Annotated in this window: 22 protein-coding genes and 1 tRNA gene; 11 read left to right on the forward strand and 12 right to left on the reverse strand. The window is 61.8% G+C overall.

The genetic code is table 11. The features are described from left to right. Positions 1-34: 34 nt before the first annotated feature. Positions 35-724, reverse strand: a complete 690-nt coding sequence (locus AB8A38_RS07485) for a N5-glutamine methyltransferase family protein (RefSeq protein ID WP_439085560.1) — start codon at positions 722-724, stop codon at positions 35-37. A gap of 306 nt (positions 725-1030) precedes the next feature. Here AB8A38_RS07485 and AB8A38_RS07490 point away from each other — a divergent pair, with 306 nt between their 5' ends. After that, on the forward strand, positions 1031-1831 hold the full coding sequence (locus AB8A38_RS07490; protein WP_439085561.1) for a YdcF family protein: 801 nt from the start codon (positions 1031-1033) through the stop codon (positions 1829-1831). Positions 1832-2024: 193 nt separating this feature from the next. Here AB8A38_RS07490 and AB8A38_RS07495 read toward each other — a convergent pair. From AB8A38_RS07495 to AB8A38_RS07535, 9 genes are all read right to left on the reverse strand, one after another. Further along, a tRNA-Gln gene (locus tag AB8A38_RS07495) sits at positions 2025-2098 on the reverse strand. A 187-nt stretch (positions 2099-2285) separates the two neighbouring features. Beyond that, positions 2286-3707: a purine-cytosine permease family protein gene (locus AB8A38_RS07500; RefSeq protein WP_439085562.1), complete on the reverse strand. Its 1422-nt coding sequence runs from the start codon at positions 3705-3707 to the stop codon at positions 2286-2288. A gap of 72 nt (positions 3708-3779) precedes the next feature. Next, positions 3780-4739 (reverse strand): catechol 2,3-dioxygenase, encoded by a 960-nt coding sequence (locus AB8A38_RS07505; RefSeq protein WP_231080925.1) that lies wholly within the window; start codon positions 4737-4739, stop codon positions 3780-3782. A 143-nt stretch (positions 4740-4882) separates the two neighbouring features. Further along, entirely contained in the window at positions 4883-5731 is an 849-nt protein-coding gene (locus AB8A38_RS07510; protein WP_439085563.1) for an ABC transporter substrate-binding protein, read from the reverse strand. Between the two features lie 17 nt (positions 5732-5748). Continuing rightward, positions 5749-6441: a 4-carboxy-4-hydroxy-2-oxoadipate aldolase/oxaloacetate decarboxylase gene (locus AB8A38_RS07515; RefSeq protein WP_439085564.1), complete on the reverse strand. Its 693-nt coding sequence runs from the start codon at positions 6439-6441 to the stop codon at positions 5749-5751. After that, complete coding sequence (locus tag AB8A38_RS07520) at positions 6438-7160, reverse strand: PIG-L deacetylase family protein (protein WP_089267177.1); 723 nt, start codon at positions 7158-7160, stop codon at positions 6438-6440. Before AB8A38_RS07520 ends, AB8A38_RS07515 begins: the two co-directional genes overlap by 4 nt. Before the next feature lie 28 nt (positions 7161-7188). Next, a complete protein-coding gene (locus tag AB8A38_RS07525) occupies positions 7189-8058 on the reverse strand; it encodes an amidohydrolase family protein (RefSeq protein ID WP_439085565.1) in 870 nt (289 codons plus the stop codon). Further along, a complete protein-coding gene (locus tag AB8A38_RS07530; RefSeq protein WP_439085566.1) occupies positions 8055-9059 on the reverse strand; it encodes a Bug family tripartite tricarboxylate transporter substrate binding protein in 1005 nt (334 codons plus the stop codon). Before AB8A38_RS07530 ends, AB8A38_RS07525 begins: the two co-directional genes overlap by 4 nt. 182 nt (positions 9060-9241) lie before the next feature. Further along, positions 9242-10138, reverse strand: coding sequence for a LysR family transcriptional regulator (locus AB8A38_RS07535; RefSeq protein ID WP_068730595.1), 897 nt, complete (start codon positions 10136-10138; stop codon positions 9242-9244). A gap of 305 nt (positions 10139-10443) precedes the next feature. Between AB8A38_RS07535 and AB8A38_RS07540 the strand changes: the two genes are divergently transcribed. The 3 genes from AB8A38_RS07540 (at position 10444) to AB8A38_RS07550 (ending at position 13407) form a co-directional block, all read left to right on the forward strand. Further along, positions 10444-12204: an ATP-binding protein gene (locus AB8A38_RS07540; protein ID WP_089267173.1), complete on the forward strand. Its 1761-nt coding sequence runs from the start codon at positions 10444-10446 to the stop codon at positions 12202-12204. 88 nt (positions 12205-12292) lie between these two features. After that, positions 12293-12871: a peroxidase-related enzyme gene (locus AB8A38_RS07545; RefSeq protein WP_315841671.1), complete on the forward strand. Its 579-nt coding sequence runs from the start codon at positions 12293-12295 to the stop codon at positions 12869-12871. Between the two features lie 26 nt (positions 12872-12897). Further along, complete coding sequence (locus AB8A38_RS07550; protein ID WP_315841670.1) at positions 12898-13407, forward strand: MgtC/SapB family protein; 510 nt, start codon at positions 12898-12900, stop codon at positions 13405-13407. Here AB8A38_RS07550 and AB8A38_RS07555 read toward each other — a convergent pair. Continuing rightward, positions 13368-13994, reverse strand: coding sequence for a ParB-like protein (locus tag AB8A38_RS07555; protein WP_315841669.1), 627 nt, complete (start codon positions 13992-13994; stop codon positions 13368-13370). The genes AB8A38_RS07550 and AB8A38_RS07555 overlap by 40 nt on opposite strands. Positions 13995-14169: 175 nt before the next feature. Here AB8A38_RS07555 and AB8A38_RS07560 point away from each other — a divergent pair, with 175 nt between their 5' ends. The 7 genes from AB8A38_RS07560 (at position 14170) to AB8A38_RS07590 (ending at position 20124) form a co-directional block, all read left to right on the forward strand. After that, entirely contained in the window at positions 14170-14517 is a 348-nt protein-coding gene (locus AB8A38_RS07560) for a hypothetical protein (RefSeq protein ID WP_089267170.1), read from the forward strand. Between the two features lie 189 nt (positions 14518-14706). Continuing rightward, positions 14707-14988 (forward strand): acyl carrier protein, encoded by a 282-nt coding sequence (locus AB8A38_RS07565; RefSeq protein WP_002711294.1) that lies wholly within the window; start codon positions 14707-14709, stop codon positions 14986-14988. Between the two features lie 9 nt (positions 14989-14997). After that, complete coding sequence (locus tag AB8A38_RS07570; RefSeq protein ID WP_093758902.1) at positions 14998-15471, forward strand: 3-hydroxyacyl-ACP dehydratase FabZ family protein; 474 nt, start codon at positions 14998-15000, stop codon at positions 15469-15471. Beyond that, a complete protein-coding gene (locus AB8A38_RS07575) occupies positions 15464-16666 on the forward strand; it encodes a beta-ketoacyl-ACP synthase (protein WP_439085567.1) in 1203 nt (400 codons plus the stop codon). The genes AB8A38_RS07570 and AB8A38_RS07575 overlap by 8 nt, the downstream gene beginning before the upstream one ends. 115 nt (positions 16667-16781) lie before the next feature. After that, complete coding sequence (locus tag AB8A38_RS07580; protein ID WP_068730589.1) at positions 16782-18062, forward strand: beta-ketoacyl-ACP synthase; 1281 nt, start codon at positions 16782-16784, stop codon at positions 18060-18062. A 104-nt stretch (positions 18063-18166) separates the two neighbouring features. Continuing rightward, complete coding sequence (locus AB8A38_RS07585; RefSeq protein ID WP_089267166.1) at positions 18167-19189, forward strand: zinc-binding dehydrogenase; 1023 nt, start codon at positions 18167-18169, stop codon at positions 19187-19189. Next, positions 19189-20124 (forward strand): lipid A biosynthesis lauroyl acyltransferase, encoded by a 936-nt coding sequence (locus tag AB8A38_RS07590; RefSeq protein ID WP_439085568.1) that lies wholly within the window; start codon positions 19189-19191, stop codon positions 20122-20124. The genes AB8A38_RS07585 and AB8A38_RS07590 overlap by 1 nt, the downstream gene beginning before the upstream one ends. Before the next feature lie 3 nt (positions 20125-20127). On the opposite strand, the gene AB8A38_RS07595 is transcribed toward AB8A38_RS07590, so the two are convergent. Next, entirely contained in the window at positions 20128-21240 is a 1113-nt protein-coding gene (locus AB8A38_RS07595) for a polyamine ABC transporter substrate-binding protein (RefSeq protein WP_439085569.1), read from the reverse strand. Position 21241 lies beyond the last annotated feature (1 nt).

Genomic DNA, 21241 nt, shown 5'->3' on the forward strand with positions numbered 1-21241 from the left:
ACCGTGCCGCGAACGCCACCGCAGCGGTTCAGGTTCATATGCCTTTGCGGTATCCCATAACGACGCGGCCTTCGCCCGCTTCGTTCGTCACCACGCTGATGCTCTCGTAGCTCTTGTTGCGCTCAAGAAGGGTTGTCACCTGCCGCTCTTGACCGGAGCCGACCTCGAACAAGAGGATGCCACCCGGCCGCAAATATCGGACTGCGTCCTTCGTCACCCGCATATGGATACTAAGTCCGTAAGGACCGGCTGCGAATGCCTCACGCGGTTCGAGTTCGAGCAAGGGGGCACGGTCGCCCCTGAGCCGCGTTTCCGAAATATAGGGTGGGTTGCAGACGATCAAGTCGATGGTCCCATCCAGCGGCAGACCTGAAAAAGCGTTGAACAGATCGCCCTGAAACACCGACATGCGTTGTGTAAGTCCGTGATAGGCGACATTGCGACGTGCGACGGTGACGCATCCATCGGTTAGGTCGCTCGCCCAGACGCATGCGTCGGGGATCTTGAGGGCGATGGCGCATGCCAGATTGCCTGCGCCGCAGCACATGTCGATCACCCGCGGCTCCGCCACGTTTAACCGACGCAGAGCATCGACAGCGCTAGCGCAAAGCAACTCGGTTTCCGGCCGGGGGACGAGCGCACCGGGGGCGACCAGCAGCTCGATTCCCATAAATAGAGTGCGTCCCTCGTCGTAAGCTTTGGCGACGTTGATCACTTCGCTCATTGCGGTCACCCTGCCTGGACGTTGCGCGACAACTGTTGCATGCGGCCTAATCATGCATCGGACAGAACCATGCCCTGTCCATGTGGCAATGGCGGTAGTCACAATGAGGTAGACGGGCCGATAGCGACAATACAGTTGTTTTCGGCAGCGCTCCTTACGCATTTGTCGATGCGGCAACCTACCGGCTGCATGGTCATCCGACGGCGATCCGGCCCCCTGTCCGGCGAGCTAACGATTCGTGGCGATGGCTTCGTTGACCGTTTGCTGCTATGGCGCTCTCGGTATCAACGAGGCTGAGGCCTTAAGTTGTTTTTTGTATTGTCCAAGACACTTGGCAACGCGCTCGCGCCGGTCAATTTTCTGATCGGCCTCGGTGTGCTCGGCGCGGTCCTTTCGGCAACACGACTTTCTTCGCTTGGCCGCGGGCTTATGATCACAGCCGCCGTGCTGCTTGTGGTGGCCGCGTTTTCGCCGGCCGGAAGATTGCTGATCTATCCGCTTGAATCGCGCTTCCCGCCCTGGGATCCGGGACAGCGTGCGCCTGACGGCATCATCGTGCTCGGCGGCTCGATCGATGCCGATGTTTCACTTGCGCGCGACACGCCGGTCGTCCGTCGCTCGCCCGACCGCATGATCGCAGCCGCAGCGCTGGCACGACAGTATCCGAATGCACGTGTGGTGTTCACCGGCGGCAGTCCGAGGCTGGTGTCGGATGCCAGGGAGGCCGATTACGCCGCCGCGCTCTTCGAAAGCCTTGGAGTCGACAGATCGCGGTTGATCATGGAGCGGCAATCGCGCAACACGCATGAGAACGCCGAGTTCACCAAGGCGCTCGTGGCGCCGAAGCCGGGCGAGCGCTGGGTTCTGGTGACATCGGCGTTCCATATGCCGCGATCGATTGGCTTGTTTCGCAAAGCGGGATTTCGGGTCGAGGCTTATCCGGTCGACTGGTTGGTCGGCGGTCGGCGCGACGCACTTTCCTTCAACACCCTCGCCCTTGACGGGCTGTCGCGGACCGACATCGCGGTGCGCGAATGGTTCGGGCTCATTGCTTATCGAGCCACGGGGCGGATCGACGACTTGCTGCCCGGCGCCGATAAACATTGATTCTCTGGGCCCGAGACTGGCAAGCGGCAAGCGCCGCAGGCCGTCGGAAGCCAAAAGCCATATATGGCCACGCCGCCGCAGGTACCGACCGGACGCCATTCGAGCCTTGCGTGGGCCATTGTTGTGGGCCACCGAATTTTCTCGAAAAGGCTGCGGGTTAGAAGTCTTTGATCTGCGAAGGGAAATTCGAGTGTGGCTGGGGAACTAGGATTCGAACCTAGACAAACAGAGTCAGAGTCTGTTGTGCTACCGTTACACCATTCCCCAAACGATTCAGAGACTTACGGAAAAATCCAGTCTGGAATCGGTCGGAACAGAGATGCTCATCTCGTTCGGGCGCGTTCTAGCCCGTCCGCCGGACAAAGCGCAAGGGCTCTGGACGGAAATGACAGCTCATTGACACCACTGGCAATGGACAGGCCACACAAGGCGCGGCCTGCCCGGTCGCCTCGCCCTATTCGCCCGGTCCACCAACCGGGATAGCCATCGGCTCCGGCGCCAGGCGCCTGCTGAGCGCCAGATAGACGCCGCCGCCCACGACGATGCCCGCCAGCCAGCTCAGATCCGCCCCGCCGAGAAGGTTGATCGAGATCGGCCCCTGCAGCGCAGGCACCAGGCCATCCTGGAACAGCCAGGTGGCGATCAGGCCGGCGAAGAACGCGATCATGCCGCTCCAGTTGATATCGCCATAGATGCTGGTCTCCGGCGACTTGTAGAGTTCGGCGATATCGATCTGGCTTTTCCGCCTGACGAAGAAGTCGGCCAGCACCACCCCGGCATAGGGGCTCATCCACATCAGCAGGCTGATCAGCCAGTTATCGAACGCCTTGGCGAAAGACGGCGCGAAGATGAAATACACCGTCACCGCATAGCCCGCGACGCCGACGATCAGCGCCAGCATCGTCCGCGAAAAACGGACCCCCATACTGAGCGCCGCCAGCGCCGACGAATAGACATTGAGGATGTTGGTGGCGATCGGGCCGTGCAGCACCAGTAGCAGCACGAGAATGCTGGCGATGCCACCGAACACCGCCGAGACCATCTTGGCCGGATCGGTGTCGAGCGTCACCGACGCGATGGTGGCGCCGAGAATGGCCAGCCACACTGACGGCACGAACATGCCGAGGTAGCTGTACCAGAACACGGCTTTCGATGATGTCGAGCGCGGCACGAAGCGCGAATAGTCCGACGCCCAGGTCACCCATGAAATGCCCCAGCCCACGCCGACGGCGGTCATCAGCAGCGACAGCATCGCCAGATGCGGCCCCGGCGGCAGCGACGTGGTGTGGTTCCAGTTGACGACGCCGGGCTGGCTCCAGGCCAGCACGCTCATCAGCACCATGATCACCACCGTGACCGGCACGGTGTATTTCTCGAAGGTGCGGATCGCATAGAAACCATAGGTGCCGATCACCACCTGCGTCACCATCACGATGGTGATCACCACGAGGTTGGCGAACCAGCTATCGGCGATCCCGAACTGGCCGAGGATGGCCATGGAGATCTTGACCGGGAAATACGTATTCACGCCGATCCAGCCGAGCGTCATCAGGAACATCAGCAAACTCGGCAGATAGGCACCCCTGCGCCCGAAGGCCGAGCGCGCGAGGACCATCTGGTTGACGCCGGTCTTGTGGCCCATGACCGTGAAGGCGGCGAAGATCGCGGAGCCCGCCGCATTGCCGATGACGATGACCGCGATCGTCTCCCACAAACCGAGCTTGAGAATGATACCAAGCGCGCCGAGCGCCCAGTTCACCGGTGCGATATTGGCGCCGGCCCAGATCCACATCTGCTGCGGCCCGGTGGAATCCCGGTCGGCATCGGGGATCGGTTCGATACTGTGGATGTCTGCCCGCAACTCAGAGTTAGTCATGCTCGCCCCCACGTCAGAAACAACCTGAGGTGAACAAAGCAAGACGCGTACCAATCCCGGCAGTGCAGCTTGCTACTTGTGGGGTACAGGCGGCGTGCCGTGGGTGTGGAACGACTCGATGGTCTTGAGGCCCCAGGCCTGACCCTTCTTGCGCTCCTCCTCGGTCCAGACGATCGGCTTCCAGTCCGGTGCCAGGATCAGCCGTGCGCCGGCATTGGCGACTTCGACGCGGTTGCCGCCGGGCTCATAGACATAGAGGAAGAAGGTCTGCTGGATCGCATGTTTGTGCGGGCCGGTCTCGATGAAGACGCCGTTTTCCAGAAAGATATCAGCTGCGCGCAAAATATCCTCGCGGCTGTCCAGCGCGTAGGTGACGTGGTGGAAACGCCCTTTGGTGCCGGAGTGATCGCGCGAATAGGCGAAGTCGTAGCTCTTGTTCGACATGGTCATCCACATCGCGGCTTCCGTGCCATCGTTGAGCACGATCTGCTCGGTCAGCCTGAGCCCCATATACTGCTCGAAAAACTCGCGGTTGGCCTTGATGTCCACCGCAAGGCAGTTGAGGTGATCGAGCCGTCGCACATTGATGCCCCGCGCCGGATAGCGCTGCGCCTGATTTTTAAGCGCCGGCTTGAGCTCCGGCGGCGCCTCGTACCATTCGGTCTCGTAATAGAGTTCGACGATATGTCCGTCGGGATCGCGGCAGCGAAATGCCGGCCCATGGCCGAGATCGCCGTCGGTCCAGCCGATATCGTAACCAGAGCCCTTCAGTGCCGCCACGCGGCGCTCAAGCGCCTGCGGGCTGCGTGCGCGCAGCGCCATATGCTCCATGCCCGACGTGTTCGACGCCGTCAGCTTCAGCGAATAGCGCTCATAGTCGTCCCAGCCGCGCAGATACACGGACTCGCCCTGCCGTCCACTGACGGTCATGCCCATCACGTCGACGAAGAATTTGAGACTCTCGTCCGGCTTCGGCGTCAACAATTCGAGATGGCCGAGATGGGCGAGATCGAAGATGGGTTCGGGGGTCATGGCCATATCCTCTTAGAAGCCTCACGGCCTATCCCCGTCATTGCGAGGAGCCCTTGCGACGAAGCAATCCAGTTTTGCTTCACTTGCGGCTCACTGGATTGCCGCGTCGCTTCGCTCCTCGCAATGACGGCTGAGAGGCCAATTCATCTCAGCTTTCTGGTCACGTCGTCGAACAGTTCATCGACACTGAACTTGCGCGGGATCAGTCTCTGCTGTGCGGAATAGTCGGTGATCAGTTCCAGCGATCGCGTCATGTCATCCTTGCTGAAGGCCGGCGCCTTGCCCGTTGCAGCCGCCCTGCTCGCCTCCAGCATACGCTGCACCTCGCGCACGACGTCGGGCCGCGTATCGGACAATTGCTTGCTGACGACCACCATATGGTTGATCGGCACCACGCCATGCCTGGCCAGCCAGGCTTTCTCTTCAGCGGTTACGTCGGGAAATAGTTGCGCCACCCGTGGATCGTCACTCTTCTCGCCGAGCACGGCGTCCAGTTCGCCATCGAACAGCATCTGCATGATCGCCTTGCCGGCAGGCGCCTTGGTGGTGCTGTCGACATATTCGGCGACATGGGGTTCCTCGAAGGTGACCCATTCGATGGCATCGAGATTGACGCCGTAGTCATTGGCGAGCATGCCGCGCAGCCACGCGCCCGTCGTCGTCGTAAAGGAGCGGATGCCGACGCGCTTGCCCTCGAGGCCTTTCGGCCCGATGATCCCAGCCCCGGGGCTGGCGACCGCAAAGCCGAATTGATGCCGCGCCATCATCACGCTTGGCATCAACACCATCGGCTTGTCGTAACTCCTGGCCATCAGATAGGTGACGATGGCCATTTCGGCGACGTCGAAAGCGCCGTCGCGCACCATCGGCTTGAAGCCCCTGTTGGTCGGCGTGTACACGGCAAAGTCCAGCTCGACGAGATCAGACGTGATCGCGCCGGATTTCAACGCTGCCGTATGCGGATGATCGCCGAGCAGAATACGGAGCCGCATGCCAGCCTCCTCGCCGCTCACGCCTGATCGGGATCGTCGACGTAAACCAGACCCGCTTTAGCGAGCGGCTCCCGCATATTGTACATGTCGAGACCGAGAATGCCGGATGCCAGCTTCTGGCGCTTGGCGTCTTCTTCGGCAAAACGCTTCTCGCCCTTCACCGCAACCTCGGTGGCATCCTTACGGGGAATCACCACGACACCGTCTTCATCGGCAACGATGACGTCACCCGGCATCACCTGCGCGCCGGCGCAGACCACAGGCACGTTCACCGCGCCGAGCGTCGCCTTGACCGTGCCCTTGGCGGAGATCGCGCGCGACCAAACAGGAAAGCCCATCTCGCGCAGCGTCTTGATATCGCGGCAGCCGGCATCGATGATCAAACCGACACCGCCGCGCGCTTTCAGCGACGTCGCCAAGAGATCGCCAAACATGCCGTCGGTGTTGTCCGTCGTGCAGGCCACCACCAGCATGTCGCCGGATTTGCACTGCTCGATGGCCACATGCAGCATCCAGTTGTCACCGGGCTGTGCCAGCACCGTGACCGCCGTGCCTGCGGCCTCCGCGCCGGACCACACCGGGCGCATATAGGTCTTCATCAGGCCAAAGCGGCCATAGGCCTCGTGCACCGTGGAGACGCCGAGCGCGCCGAGCCGCTGTACGACGTCGGCATCCGCGCGTTGAATATTCCTGACGACGACGGGTTTCATGCCAGTGTCTCCACGGTCATCGGGAACAGGCGCTGATAGGCCTCGCCATAGGTCATGGCCGCTCCGGTGTTGCGGCCGCCCTGCATGCCGCGCTGCAAAGCGACGCGCTCGTAATAGGCCCAGAGGTGCTTTTGCGCCGCGAGGATTTCAAACGTCTTGCGCTTGATGTCCCAGACCTCATCGATGTTGAGGATCACCTGCGGCTTGAAATTGCACATCTCCGGCTGATGCGGCTCGAACAGGAACACCGGCGGCGCGGAGTAGCTGTATTCCGCTTCAGGCTTGTGCCCCATCGCCTGCGCGATGATGCGGGCCTCCTGTGCGGCGGCGGTCGCCGCTGGATGATCGACATTGTACGGATCTTCCAGAGAATGCGTCAGCACGAAGCTCGGATTGAGCTCGCGATAGATATCGATCAGCCGCTCCTTGTGCGCCTCCGTCAGATGCAATGGATAATCGCCGGCATCGAAGAATTCGATCTCGGCACCCAGTGATGCTGCCGCGCGCTCGGCCTCGTCCTTGCGCCCCGCCTTGACCTTATCGAGCGTCATACCCGCCTGCTTCCAGGCAAATTGCGACTCGCCGCGTTCGCCATATGCGAGACAGACGATCTTGACGCGGTAGCCCTTCTTCGCATGAAGCGCGATGGCGCCGCCGGCGCGCCAGACGAAATCGCCGGGATGGGCTGAGACCACGAGGCCGGTCTTGGCTTTGGACATCGGATGTTCCTTCGGATTTTCGCGTCGCTTAAGTGTCGAATTCAAACAATCGTGCGGGATTGTCGACGAGGATCTTCTGCTGGATCACCGGATCCGGCGCGAAGAGCGGGATCAGATCGACGAGATCACCGTCGTTCGGCATCGCCTTGACGTTGGGGTGCGGCCAGTCGGTCCCCCAGATCACGCGATCCGGCGCAGTCTCGCAGATTTTCTTCGCGAATGGCACCGCGTCGGTGAATGGCGGCCCCATCGAGGTGACGCGCTCGCAGCCGGAGACTTTCACCCAACATTTCTCGTCGCGCTGCATCAAGTCGATCAGCGTCTGGAACGGCTTCTGTTCGAGGCCATCCGCAGCCTTCACGCGCCCCATGTGATCGATGGTGTAGATCACCGGCAGTTTTGCCAGCAGATCAGCATAGTCGGGGAGATCGATCGCATCGAAATGCAAATCAACGTGCCAGCCCATCGGCGCGATCATGTCGATGATGCGATGGAACACCTTCATGTCAGGCGTGCCGCCGAGATGCCGTACGAAGTTGAAGCGGCAGCCACGGAAGCCACCTTCGCGGAGTTCGCGCAGCCCCTGCTCCGTGATCGTGCCGTCGATATTGGCCACCGCGCGGTAACGTCCGCCGCTCACCGCAATGGCGTCGAGCGCCACGCGGTTGTCGGTGCCGTGCACGCTGGCATTGACGATCACCGCGCGGCCGATGCCGAGCTTCTTGTGCAGCGCCTGGAAGTCTTCTAGCGGCGCGTCCGGCGGAATGTAGGAGCCGACATATGGGTACTTGGCGCCAGGCCCGAAGATATGCGTATGCGCGTCGCAGGCCAGCGGCGGCAGCTTGAACTTCGGCACCTTAGTATGCGGATCGGGACCGGGAACGGTTGGTTTCGTCATTGTTTCGGAATTCCTGCCTTGTCGATCACGGCGGTCCATTTCGCGATGTCGTCGACCAACCGGGCCTTCAATTCCTCCGGCGAGCTGGCTTTCGCCTCGATGCCGAGATCGAGCAGCTTCTGCTTCACATCGGACATCGCCAATACTTCGCGCAGGCCCGCATTCAACCGCGCGATCGCTTCGGGCGGCGTACCTGATGGGGCAAACAGCGCATTCCATGACACCACATCATAGCCCTTCACGCCGCCTTCGATCATCGTCGGCACGTCTTTCAGGATCACCGAACGGGATTCGCCCGTGGTCCCGACGGGACGCATCTTGCCATCCTGCAGCGCGGATTTCATCCCGACATAATTGTCGATCATCACATCGATGTCTTCGCGCAACAGCCCGACAATGACTTCCGGCGTTCCGCGATAGGGCACGATCTGGAAGTTGATCCCGGCCGTGGATTTGAGCAATTCGGCCGACAGGTTCTGGGTGCTGCCGACACTGATGGTGCCGACATTCAGTTTGCCCGGATTGTCGCGCGCGAACTTGATGACGTCGGCCAGCGTCTTGTGTTGCGACTTCGTATTGGTGCCGACGATGAAATCGAAGAAGCCGATGCTGGAGATCGGCGCAAAGTTCTTCACGGGATCGAATGGCAGGCTCTTGAACAGCGGCACGCTGACGGCGGTGCCGTTGCTGAGCAGTGCCAGCGTATAGCCATCCGGCTGCGACGACAGCACTGCCCGCGCCGCAACGACGCCGCCCGCGCCCGGCATGTTTTCGATCACAAGACGCTGGCCGAGATTGTCGCCAAGTTTCTCGGCCACGATGCGGATGGTGATATCGGCAACACCGCCGGCCGCGAACGGCACGATCACGCGAATGGGCTTGGTCGGATAGCCGGACTGGGCCTGCGCCACAGGTACCGCGTTCGTGAGGAATATCGCACCGAGCGCCAAATGCGCGGCGCTCAGCAGATGCTTGAGTCTCGTTGGGAAGCGGAGCGTCATGATGGATTGAAGACGCCTGATGCGTCCACCCTTGCCGTTTTTATGTCGGTACCCATGGCCGTCACGTCATCGCGACAAGGCCATGGACCGTTCTGCTCCCGCAGTAGCCAATTCCGATATATGAAACAAATGAGAAATCTGGGATAATCGTGCAGTTTCCTGAATATATCCTACCGAGCGGATTATCCCGCAGCCTGGAAGTATTTGCGGGTCAGGTCGATCAGCGCCTGCGCCGGCTTGCTCACCGGTTGTCCGCGCTTAACGATGATGCCCACCGTGCGGCTGACGCTGGGATTACGCAGCGGCACAGCGACCAGTCCGGCAGTTCCCTGCGTCGCCACTGCGATACTGGGGACCACGGCGATGCCGAGCTTCTCGAACACCATGCCCACCGCCGTCTGCAGATGCTGCACCTCGTAGCGCCAGTTCAGCTTGTCGCGGCGATGGCCGAGCGCGTCGTCGATCAGGGCCCTATTGCCAGCCTGCGGGCTGATACGGATCAGCGGCATATCCTCGAGATGCGACCAGGCCACGAACTTGCGCTGCGCAAAGGCATGGTCCTTGGTGCACAGCAAAACAAAGCGTTCCTTGATCAGCGGGGTCACAGCCAGATCCCATATATTGGTCGCCGTGATCGTGATGCCGAACTCTGCCTGCCCGGACTGCACCAAAGTGGCAATCTCGCTGGCTGAATTGTCGTGGATCTTGATCGAAATCCCCGGATGCACCGCATTGAACTGCTTCAGCACCCGCGGCAGGTGATAGGCGGCGATGGTCGGCAGGCAGCCGAGCGCGATGTGTTCCTGCCGCTTGCGGCCCCGTGCCCGCAGCAGATCGATGGAATCGGACAACTCCCCGATCATCCGCCGCGCGGTCGGCAGCAGTTCCAGCCCGGCCGGGGTCAGTGCCACCTGCCGCGTGGTCCGGGCCAGCAGCTGAAAGCCGAGATCCTCTTCCAGTTTCTTGATCCGGTGGCTCAGCGCCGTCTGCGACAGATTGAGGTGCGCGGCCGCGCGCGAAAAGCTGCCCCGCTCCGCGATGCTCAGAAACGCCTGCAGGCCGGGAAAATCGATGCGCATGAGAGGTCCGTACACGGGCCGAAGGCGACCGCGCTGAGATAACGCGGCGACGACGACCCATGCAAGGTCAGGACGCCAGCCTGTGCCGACCTCGCGGGCTGGTTAAAACCGCGTAAAGCCGGATCGCCAGCCGTGAGCGACAAGGTATCCAGTGCCGGAGTTTCCGCGTTCCAGTGCGGAGCTAATTCCGCAATGCAAGTTTGACGAGCAGAGCCCGCCGATAGCCCGCGGACGCGCCTTAACAATTTGTCCAGTCCCTGACCCGCATAGTCGGCCCAACCGGGGCGTGAGACGCGAATTCATCAATGACCAGTTTAAACGCAGCGGCGTCGTTCGGGCGCATTATCTCAGTTCGCGGCTCGCTGGCCCGGGTCGGCCTGCTCGCCGTGAACCCGATGACGCCTTCGGAGATGCGCGGCACGGTCGGCCGCTTCGTCAGCATCCGTTGCGCCTCCTCGACCATCATCGCCATGATCACGGAAGTGTCCGCCGAGAACATGCATGCATCGGACATGTATATCGCGAGCGCCTCGGTCGATCTGCTCGGCGAGATCATGGGGCATGGAGACAAGGCCAAATTCCAGCGCGGCGTCACCAACTATCCCACCATCGACGACATCGTCGATCTGATCAGCAATCACGATCTGCGCACGGTCTATGCGCCGTCCGGCTCCGAGCAGATCAACGTGGGCACGCTGCAGCAGGACAAGTCGGTCGCCGCTTATGTCGACGTCGAGGAAATGCTGAGCAAGCACTTCGCGGTGCTCGGCTCCACCGGTGTCGGTAAATCCACCGGCGTGTCACTGCTGCTCAACGAGATCCTGAAGTCACGCCCACATCTGCGCATCTTCTTGCTCGACGTGCATAACGAATATGGCCGCTGCTTCGGCGACAAGTCGCTGGTGCTGAACCCGCGCAATCTGAAACTGCCGTTCTGGCTGTTCAATTTCGAGGAAATCGTCGACGTGCTGTTCGCCGGCCGCCCCGGCGTGCCCGAAGAGCTCGAAATCCTCTCGGAAGTCATCCCGATCGCCAAGGGCGTCTACACGCAATACCAGAACGCCGACCGCATTGGCCTCAAGCGCATCGATCCCAAGACCATCGGCTACACCGTCGATACGCCGGTGCCTTATCGCCTGGTCGATTTGATCTCGCTGATCGACGAGCGCATGGGCAAGCTCGAGAACCGCTCGTCGCGCATCCAGTATCACAAGCTGATCTCGCGCATCGAAGCGGTGAAGAACGATCCGCGCTACGCCTTCATGTTCGACAACGCCAATGTCGGCGGCGACACCATGGCGGAAGTGATCAGCCATCTGTTCCGCCTGCCCGCCAACGGCAAGCCGATGACCATCATGCAGCTCGCCGGCTTCCCCGCGGAAGTCGTCGATAGCGTGGTGTCGGTGCTGTGCCGGATGGCATTCGATTTCGGCCTGTGGAGCGACGGCGCCTCGCCACTGCTGTTCGTCTGCGAGGAAGCGCATCGCTACGCCTCCGCCGACCGCAATATCGGCTTTGGCCCGACCCGCAAGGCAGTGTCCCGCATCGCCAAGGAAGGCCGCAAATACGGCGTCTATCTCGGCCTCGTGACGCAGCGTCCGGCAGAACTCGACGCCACGATCATTTCCCAGTGCAACACACTGTTCGCCATGCGCCTTGCCAACGAGCGTGACCAGGCCCTCCTGCGCTCCGCGGTGTCGGATGCCGCTGCCAACCTGCTATCCTTTGTGCCTTCACTCGGCACGCGCGAAGTGCTCGCCTTCGGTGAAGGCGTCGCATTGCCGACCCGCCTTCGCTTCAAGGAAGTGCCACCGCATCAGCTGCCGCGCTCCGAAGCCACCATCGCGACAGTGCCCTCGGTCGCCGCCGGTCACGACATGCAGTTCGTCAGCGCGGTGCTGGAACGCTGGCGCGGCGCCACATCGCATCGCGAGGTGCCGAACGATCCCGGCTTCATCGAGCGGCCGCTGGCGACGCCGAGCCGCAGCGTCGAAGCCCCGATGCTGCAACCCTCGCTCGGCCTCGATCCGGATCGCTTCTCGCTGCTCAAGAAACCGCTGCGCTGATCGCACTGCTGGCGCGCCGCTAGCGCTTTGCCGTGGCGGCTTGATCGCCTATGGTCTCGTGAAACAGAAACGTTCACGGGAATGCCAGATGACCCAGCCGATTGCGAAACGCTTTCCGACACCCGCCCTCGACAAACTGCCCGAGGACATCCGCACGCGCATTATGGGCGTGCAGGAAAAGTCCGGCTTCGTGCCGAACGTGTTCCTGTCGCTGGCCTATCGCCCTGACGAATTCCGCGCGTTCTTCGCCTATCACGACGCGTTGATGGAAAAGGACAGCGGGCTGACCAAGGCCGAGCGTGAGATGATCGTGGTCGCTACGTCAGCCGCCAACCAGTGCCATTATTGCGTCATCGCGCATGGTGCGATCCTGCGCATTCGCGCCAAGAACCCGACCATCGCCGACCAGATCGCCGTCAACTACCGCAAGGCCGACATCACGCCGAAGCAACGTGCGATGCTTGATTTCGCCATGAAAGTGAGCCGGTCTGCCGAGACCATTGGCGAGCAGGATTTTGCCGAAGTCTCCTGCCACGGCTTCAGCGACGACGACATCTGGGACATCACCGCGATCTCGGCCTTCTTTGCGCTGTCGAACCGGATGGCCAATGTCACCAACATGAAACCGAATGACGAGTTCTATATGATGGGCCGGCTGCCGAAGTAATGGCACGGGTTTAGAAGGATTTCGTAGTGCTCGACTGGTCGGACATCATCTTGCGTCTGGGCGTCGCCGCCCTCGTCGGCGGCGCCATCGGCCTCAACCGCGATCTGCACGGCAAGCCTGTCGGCGTACGCACGCTGGGGCTCGTCAGTCTGGCCACGGCCATGATCGTGGTGCTGGCCGATCCGCTCGGCAAAGGCGGCTTCACGGATGCCGGGAGCCGGGTGATTCAGGGCATCCTCACAGGCGTCGGCTTTCTCGGTGCCGGCGTGATCTTTCATGCCGAGCGGCATTTCCGCGTCCGCGGTCTGACCAGCGCCGCCTGCGTCTGGCTGACCGCCTGTGTCGGCATCATGTGCGGCGCCGGCCACTGGCGCATCGTCACCGTCTCGGTGGTGATCGCCTTCCTTGTGCTGCTGCTCGGCGGAAGGATCGAACGCGCCCTGCATCGCGTGCTCGGCGGCAAAGGCGATCCCGCGGCGATTCCGATGGATGCGCCTCAGTCGTCCGACGCCGGTCCGCACCAGCCGGGCAAATAGATCGCATCCTTGCTTTTGGCGATCGCCAGCGCCTTCTCCAATGCCTTGGCGAAATCCGCATCGACCTCCTTGGTGGAGAGCCGGCTGCGAAACAGGTCCGCCCAGAGGAATTCGCTGAACGGCGTGGTGTCCTTGGCATAGCCGCCGGCGCGGCGAATTTCGCCGGCCAGGCTGCGGAACGGATCGTCCTTCAGGCCCGTCACCGATTTCGGAATATCCTTGAAGTGCCGTCGCTCGCCCTTGGCGTCATAGGGATAGGCCCAGCGGCGGTGATCGAGCACGCCCCAGAAGGCTTTCATATCGACCATCGTGAGATCCGCGATCACGGTGACGAGCACATCCTTCACGCCTTCGTCATGCAGCGCACGTGCGAGATGATGGTGATCGACCACGTAGTGGCGCTGATCCGGCCCCAGCACTACGGGGATCATGTGCTGGCCGAGCAGCTCGGCCTGTTTGCGCTTCGATTTATGCGCACGCCATCGTTTGCGCTTCTCCTTCACCTCGCGCATGCCCACCGTCATCTGCGTTGGCCGCAGCGACAGGATCGGGACCGGATGCAGCAACGGTTCGCGTGTATTCGGCATGTGGCCTCCCATATCTGACGCCTGTTCAGAACAAACTATGGCATGGCGGTCGCGCCGATGCCGATCAGTTCCACGTCATCTCTGCCGATCGCCGCATCCGTGCCATGCGGACTTTATCTGCGCGAAGCGGCCTCCTCGTGTTAGACTGCGACATCGCATGCGCAGACCCACGACCATGAAGACCCAGCAGCCAATTATCAGAGAAGATGACGAGCACCGCGTGCTTCGTTTCGTGCCCCGCACCTCGGCTACGCTGCCACACCATCCCACCGCTCCCGCCGACCAACCCCGCCGCCGCCAAACCACCGGCGCCAGCGACCTGTCCCGCTATCAACAGGCACAGGACGACCCCGACGACTTCCGTCACCGGATGCTGGCCAATAGCGCGGCCTTTGGCTTTACGGTGATCCTCGTGGGTGTCGGGATCTGGCTCGCGGTCAGCATCGCGGATCTCCGCAAAACCCAGGATTGCGTGTTGATGGGCCGCCGGGACTGCGCCCATATTGTTGCGCCGCACGGCTGAGGTGCGCCAAACCCTCTTTCCACAGCCCACAGGGGCTGGTGAGCAGGCGCTCAACTGCATTGAACTGCCGCCCCCGCTCCGATATACGGGCAATCGACTCTATACGGCGGACCGGGACTGCCCCGGGGCGAAGCCCTGTCTTTGCGCGCGCCGATCGAACATTATCTTCAATATATCAAAGGCTTAGTAATGTCCTCCACATTCGATCAGGTCGCCACAATCATCGCCGAGACTTGCGACATTCCCCGCGACACGATCACGCCGGAAAGCCACGCCATCGACGATCTGGGGATCGACAGCCTCGACTTCCTGGATATCGCTTTCGCGATCGACAAGGCGTTCGGGATCAAGCTGCCGCTGGAAAAATGGACCCAGGAGGTCAATGACGGCAAGGCGACCACCGAGCAGTATTTCGTCCTGAAGAACCTCAGCGCGCGCATCGACGAATTGGTCGCGGCCAAGGGCGCGTAACGCCCCGCCATGAACCTCGAATATTTTCACCTGATCGACCGCATCACCGACCTCAATGTCGGCGAACGGACGATCACGGTCGAAGCGAACGTCCCCGAGACCAGCACCATCTTCGAGGGCCACTTCCCGGGCTATCCGCTGATGCCCGGCGTGCTGCTGATCGAGTCGATGGCGCAGACTTCGGGCTGGCTGCTGATCGCGCTGATGAAGTTCGAGCGTATGCCCTTCCTCGCTGCGGTGAAGGAAGCCAAGATGCGTACCTTCATCACGCCCGGCACGAAGCTGGACATCAACGCCAGCGTGCTGCACGAAGGCGACGGCTTCTACATGACCACTGTCAAGATCAAGGTCGACGGCAAGCTGACCTGCAACGCGCAGCTCACCTTCAAGACCGTCCCGTTCCCTCATCCGGATTTGCGCGGGCACATGGACATCGTGGCCGAGCGCATCGGATTTCCCCTACAGGCGATCACCAATGGCTGAAACCCGACCGATGACATCCGAGCCGGTGGAAGCGTGGATCACCGGCATTGGCCTCGCCACGTCATTGGGCGAAGGCCCTGACGCGCATTGGGATGCGTTGAACAACAAGCGCATCAACGTCGATGAAACCGGCTTCGCTCCGAACATCGTCCACCCCCTCGCGCCGGTCTCTTACGACGCGCAGATCCCCAAGAAGGGCGATCAGCGGCAGATGGAAGCCTGGCAGCGGATCGGTACCTATGCCGCCGGCCTTGCGCTCGATTCCGCGGGCGTGAAGGGCAACAAGGACATCCTGTCGAGGATGGACATGATCGTCGCCGCCGGTGGCGGTGAGCGCGATCTGGCCGTCGATTCAGGAATCCTGAATTCGGAAGGCTATGGCGCAGCATCGCCGGGCCTGCTGAACGAAAAGCTCCTGAACGATCTTCGTCCGACCCTGTTTCTGGCGCAGCTCTCGAACCTGCTGGCCGGCAACATCGCCATCGTGCATGGCGTCACCGGCTCGTCGCGTACCTTCATGGGCGAGGAAGCCGCCGGCGTCGATGCTGCGCGCATTGCGCTGGCACGCATCGCCTCGGGCCAGAGTGACATCGCACTGATCGGCGCCGCGCATAATGGCGAGCGCAAGGATCTACTGCTGCTATACGAATTCGACGACTTCAACTTGAAGAACAAGTTCGAGACCGTGTGGGCGCGCGAGGCGAATTCGGGCTTCGCGCTTGGCTCGGCCGGCGCGTTCCTCGTCATCGAATCCAGGGCGCATGCTGAAGCGCGCGGCGCCAAGCCGCTGGCACGGTTGAAGAGCGTCGTTGCCGACCAAGCCCGTCGCAAGATGCCCGGCGAAGTCACGACGTCGCTGCAAAAACTGTGGTCGCAGCTCGGCGCCAGGAGTGACGCAGCGATCATCACCGGTGCAACCGGCGCGGAGCCTGTCACCTCCGAAGAGCGCACCTTCCTGAAGGATCATGCCGGTGTCGCCATCCGCGGCACCGGCACTCTCTTCGGTCATACGCTCGAAACCCAATTCCCGCTCGGCCTCGGCCTTGCGGCCCTCGCGATCTCGCGCGGTGCGATGTTTCCGCCGAACGATTCAACCGGCCTCGAGATTGAAAAGTCCGGCAAGCCCACCCAGATTGTGGTGATCGGCGCCGGCCATTGGCGCGGCGAAGGCATGGCGCTGGTTGAAGCCATCTAGAGCCGATTGGGCTCTAGATTTTTCTTATGTTTGAGCAAGATCTTATCCGAAAACCGGCATCCACTTTTCGGGATCATGCTCAAGTTAAGCGGTCGACGCGGCCGACGGAGAGAGCATGACTGCAACGCGCGATAATTTCGGCCGACCGATTGTTGTTGTCACAGGCATGGGTGTCGTGACATCGCTCGGCGCCGGCAAAGAGGACAACTGGGCCAAGCTCACTGCTGGCGAATCCGGCATTCGCACCATCACCCGCTTTCCCATCGACGGTATGAAGACGACGATGGCGGGCACGATCGATTTCGTGCCGGTCGAGCCGTTCTCCTCCACCGACCTCTCCGAGAAGCTCGGCGAACTGGTCACCGAGGAAGCCATCGCGCAGGCCAATATCGGCAGCAAAGGCGACTTCCCCGGCCCGCTGTTCCTCGCAGTTGCGCCTGTTGAAGTCGAATGGCCGCAGCGCCAGGTGCTGGCCAAGGCCGCCGGCGCCAATAGCGACATCAATTACGACACGCTGCTGCGCGTCGCCGGCGGCGGCAAGTTTGTTCAGTATCACCGCCGCTTTCTGTTCGGTTCGGTCGCCGACCATCTCGCGGACACGTTCGGAACCAAGGGCTCACCGATCTCGCTGTCGACCGCTTGTGCCTCCGGCGCTACTGCGATCCAGCTCGGCGTCGAAGCGATCCGCCGCGGCGAAGCCGATGCGGCGCTGTGCGTGGCCACCGACGGTTCGGTGAACCCGGAAGCGCTGATCCGCTTCTCGCTGCTATCGGCACTCTCGACCCATAACGACCCGCCGCAGAAAGCTGTCCGTCCCTTCGCCAAGAACCGCGATGGTTTCGTGATGGCCGAAGGCGCCGGCGCGCTGGTCCTGGAAAGCCTGGAAGCCGCCACTGCGCGCGGCGCCAAGATCCTCGGCATTGTCGCCGGTTGCGGCGAGCTCGCGGACTCCTTCCACCGCACCCGTTCCAGCCCGGACGGCAAGCCGATCATCGGCTGCGTGAACAATGCGCTGGTGGATGCCGGTCTGACGTCGGACCAGATCGACTACATCAACGCCCACGGCACCGGCACGCCGGAAAACGACAAGATGGAGTATCTCGGCATTTCCAGCGTGTTCGGTGAGCGCGCCAAGGAAATTCCGGTTTCGTCGAACAAGTCCATGGTCGGCCACACTCTCTCCGCCGCCGGCGCAGTCGAGGCGGTGTTCTCGCTGCTCACCCTGGAACACCAGCGGATCCCGCCGACGATCAATTACGATGTTCCCGATCCGGCCATTCCGTTCGACGTGGTTCCCAATACCGCCCGCGATGCACGCGTGACGGCCGTGATGTCGAATTCCTTCGGCTTTGGCGGCCAGAATGCCTCGCTGATCCTCACCGGCGAGCCCGTTTAAGGCTCCCCGGCCCTGTTGGCCGCCCCTCGCCGGTTGACGTCATGACGTGAACCGGCGATACGCAGGCCATCCGAAATCAACCTTTCTTGCCGGAGACGCGGTTCATGCGTGCGCTCAATCTTGTTGCCGATCGTGAGCTCGTCGTCGTCGACGTGCCGCCGCCCCCGCCGCCTGGTGCCGGCGAAGTGCAGATCCGCGTCAAGGCTGTCGGCCTGAACCATATCGACGTCTGGGGCTTTCGCGGCATGGCCTTCGCCAAGCGCAAGCTGCCGCTGTCGATCGGCGCCGAAGCTTCCGGCGAGGTCGCTGCCGTCGGTGAGGGCGTCACCCATGTGAAGCCCGGCCAGAAGGTCGTGATGTATGGCGCTCTGACCTGTGGCCACTGCAAGGCCTGCCAGGAAGGCCGTGACAATTTCTGCGAGAACGTCGGCGGCCTCTATGGCTTTCACATCGACGGCTTCTCGCGTGAGCTGATGAACATGCCGGCGCGCCTCGTGATCCCCGTCCCTGACGGCATCAGCTTCCGCGACGCCGCCTGCGCGCCAATCGCCTTCTCCACCGTGCAGCACATGCTGTTCGACAATGCGAAGCTACAACCCGGCGAAACCATTCTGGTGCATGCCGGCGGCTCCGGCATCGGCACGGTCGCCATCATGATGGCGAAGAAGATCGGCTGCACCGTCATCACCACTGTCGGCGACGATTCCAAAATTGAAGGCGTCAAGGCACTCGGCGCAGATCACGTGATCAACTATCGCAAGGATCGCTTCGAGGGCGAAACGCGCAAGATCACCAAGAAGAAGGGCGTCGATGTCGTGTTCGAACACGTCGGCGCTGACACCTTCAACGGCTCGCTGCTGGTGATGAAGCGCGGCGGCCGTCTCGTCACCTGCGGCTCGACCTCGGGACCGACGACGACGATCAACCTGATGCAACTGTTCCAGCAGCAATACCGCATCTTCGGATCGTTCGGTGCCACCATGAAGAACATCGCCGAGAGCCTCGACAAGATGGCCGACGGCATGCTGCCGGTGATCGATACCGAAGTGCCGATCAGCGACGTCGAGACCGCGCTGAAACGGATGGAAACCCGCCAGGTGTTCGGCAAGATCATCGTTCACTTCTGATGCTCCGCCTGCTGCTTCGCACCAAGGCCCGCATTCGCGATGCCCTGAAGCCAGCAGGCGACGCCGCTGTCGGCGCGCTGACGATCGGCATCCTGCGGACCACGCGCTATTTCGATCCGGTCAAAACCGCCAACCGGTTCGGCAAGATCACGCAGCGCATCGGACCTCTGTTTCGCGAAGACAAGATCGGCCGCGCCAATCTCACCGCCGCCTTCCCCGAGAAATCACCGGAAGAGATCGAGAAGATCCTGGCCGGTGTATGGGACAATATGGGCCGCGTCGGTGCGGAGTTCGCGCATCTCGACAAGATCTGGGACTACGACCCTGCAAATCCGTCCAAGCCGAGCAATGTCGAATTCTCCGCGCGCACCGGCGAAATTTTCGATCAGTTGCGTGACGACGGCAAACCGGCGCTGATTTTCGCGAGCCATCTTGGCAATTGGGAAATTCCTGCGCTTGCCGCCGTGGCTCATGGCCTCGACGCAGCCGTGCTGTATCGCCGGCCGAACAGTGCCGCCGCGGACCGCGCCATCCATCAGACGCGCGCGATCAATATGGGCAACCTCATTCCGGCCAGCCACGACGCCCCGCTCAAGCTCGCCCACGCACTGAACGAGGGCAAGCACGTCGCCATGCTGGTGGATCAATGGTTCACAAATGGCGTTCCAGTGAATTTCTTCGGTCGCAAGACCAACGCCAATCCGATGCTGGCGCGGCTGCTGCGCCAGGTCGATTGCCCGATCCACGGCGTGCGCATCATCCGCCTGCCCCATCATCGTTTCCGCATCGAAGTCTCTGAAGAGGTGAAGCCGGTGCGCGACGCCAATGGCAAGGTCGACGTTCAAGGCACCATGCAGGCGGTGACGTCCGTGCTGGAAGGCTGGATCCGGGAATATCCCGAGCAGTGGCTGTGGCTGCACCGGCGCTGGCGATAACGCTTAGCGCCCCGTCTTCACTTTCGTCCACAGCCGGTTGATCACGCGCTGCGTCGCCGGATCGCGCGCCGTAATGACGAACAGCTTCTGCAGCATCGCCTCATCCGGATAGATCGTCTTGTCATTGAGGATTTTCGGATCGATCAGCTTCTGGCTGGCGAGATTGCCATTGGCATAACCGAGGAAATCCGAATTCTTCGCGGCGACGTCCGGGCGGTAGAGATAGTTGATGAGCGCATAGGCCTCATTGACGTTCTTCGCATCGGCGGGGATCGCCAGATTATCGAAGAACATCTGCGCGCCCTCCTTCGGCACCGCATAACCGATCTCGACGCCGTTCTTCGCTTCATCCGCCCGCGCACGCGCCTGGATGATGTCGCCGGACCAGCCGACCACCAGACAGATCTCGCCGGTCGCAAGCGCGCTCAGATATTCCGAGGAGTGAAACTTGCGAACATTGCCTCTGATCTTGCCTACGAGATCGGCGGCCTTTTCGAGGTCCGGCTGCTTGGTGGAATTCGGATCAAGGCCCAGCGCATTCAGCGCCGCAGGGAGAACGTCATCGGCGGAATCCAGCATATGGACGCCGCAATCTTTGAACTTTGCAAGGTTCTCCGGCTTGAAGACGATGTCCCAGCTGTCGATCTTCGCGTCAGGCCCGAGGATTTTAGCGACCTGTTTGACGTTGTAGCCGACACCAGTGGTGCCCCACATGTAGTTCGCGGCAAATGTGTTACCGGGATCGTAGATCGCGAGGCGCTTTGTCACCTCTGGCCAGGCATTGGCGAGGTTCGGCAGCTTCGCCTTGTCGAGCTCCTGGAACACCTTTGCGGTGATCTGGCGCTGCAGGAAATAGGCCGTTGGCACCACGACGTCGTAACCGGATTTTCCGGCCAAGAGCCGCGTCTCCAGCGTCTCGTTGGCGTCGAACGTGTCGTAGACGACCTTGATGCCGGTCTCCTTGGTGAACGCCTCCAGCACGCCGGGCGCCATATAGTTCGACCAGTTGTAGAAGTTGACGACGCGCTCCGGCTTCTGCTCTTGCGCCTGCACCGGCAAGGACCACAGCAGCGCCGCTCCGACGACCCACGCGATCCCCTGCTTGCCCATACGCATC

It is taken from the genome of Tardiphaga sp. 839_C3_N1_4, assembly GCF_051811045.1.
GTDB lineage: Bacteria > Pseudomonadota > Alphaproteobacteria > Rhizobiales > Xanthobacteraceae > Tardiphaga.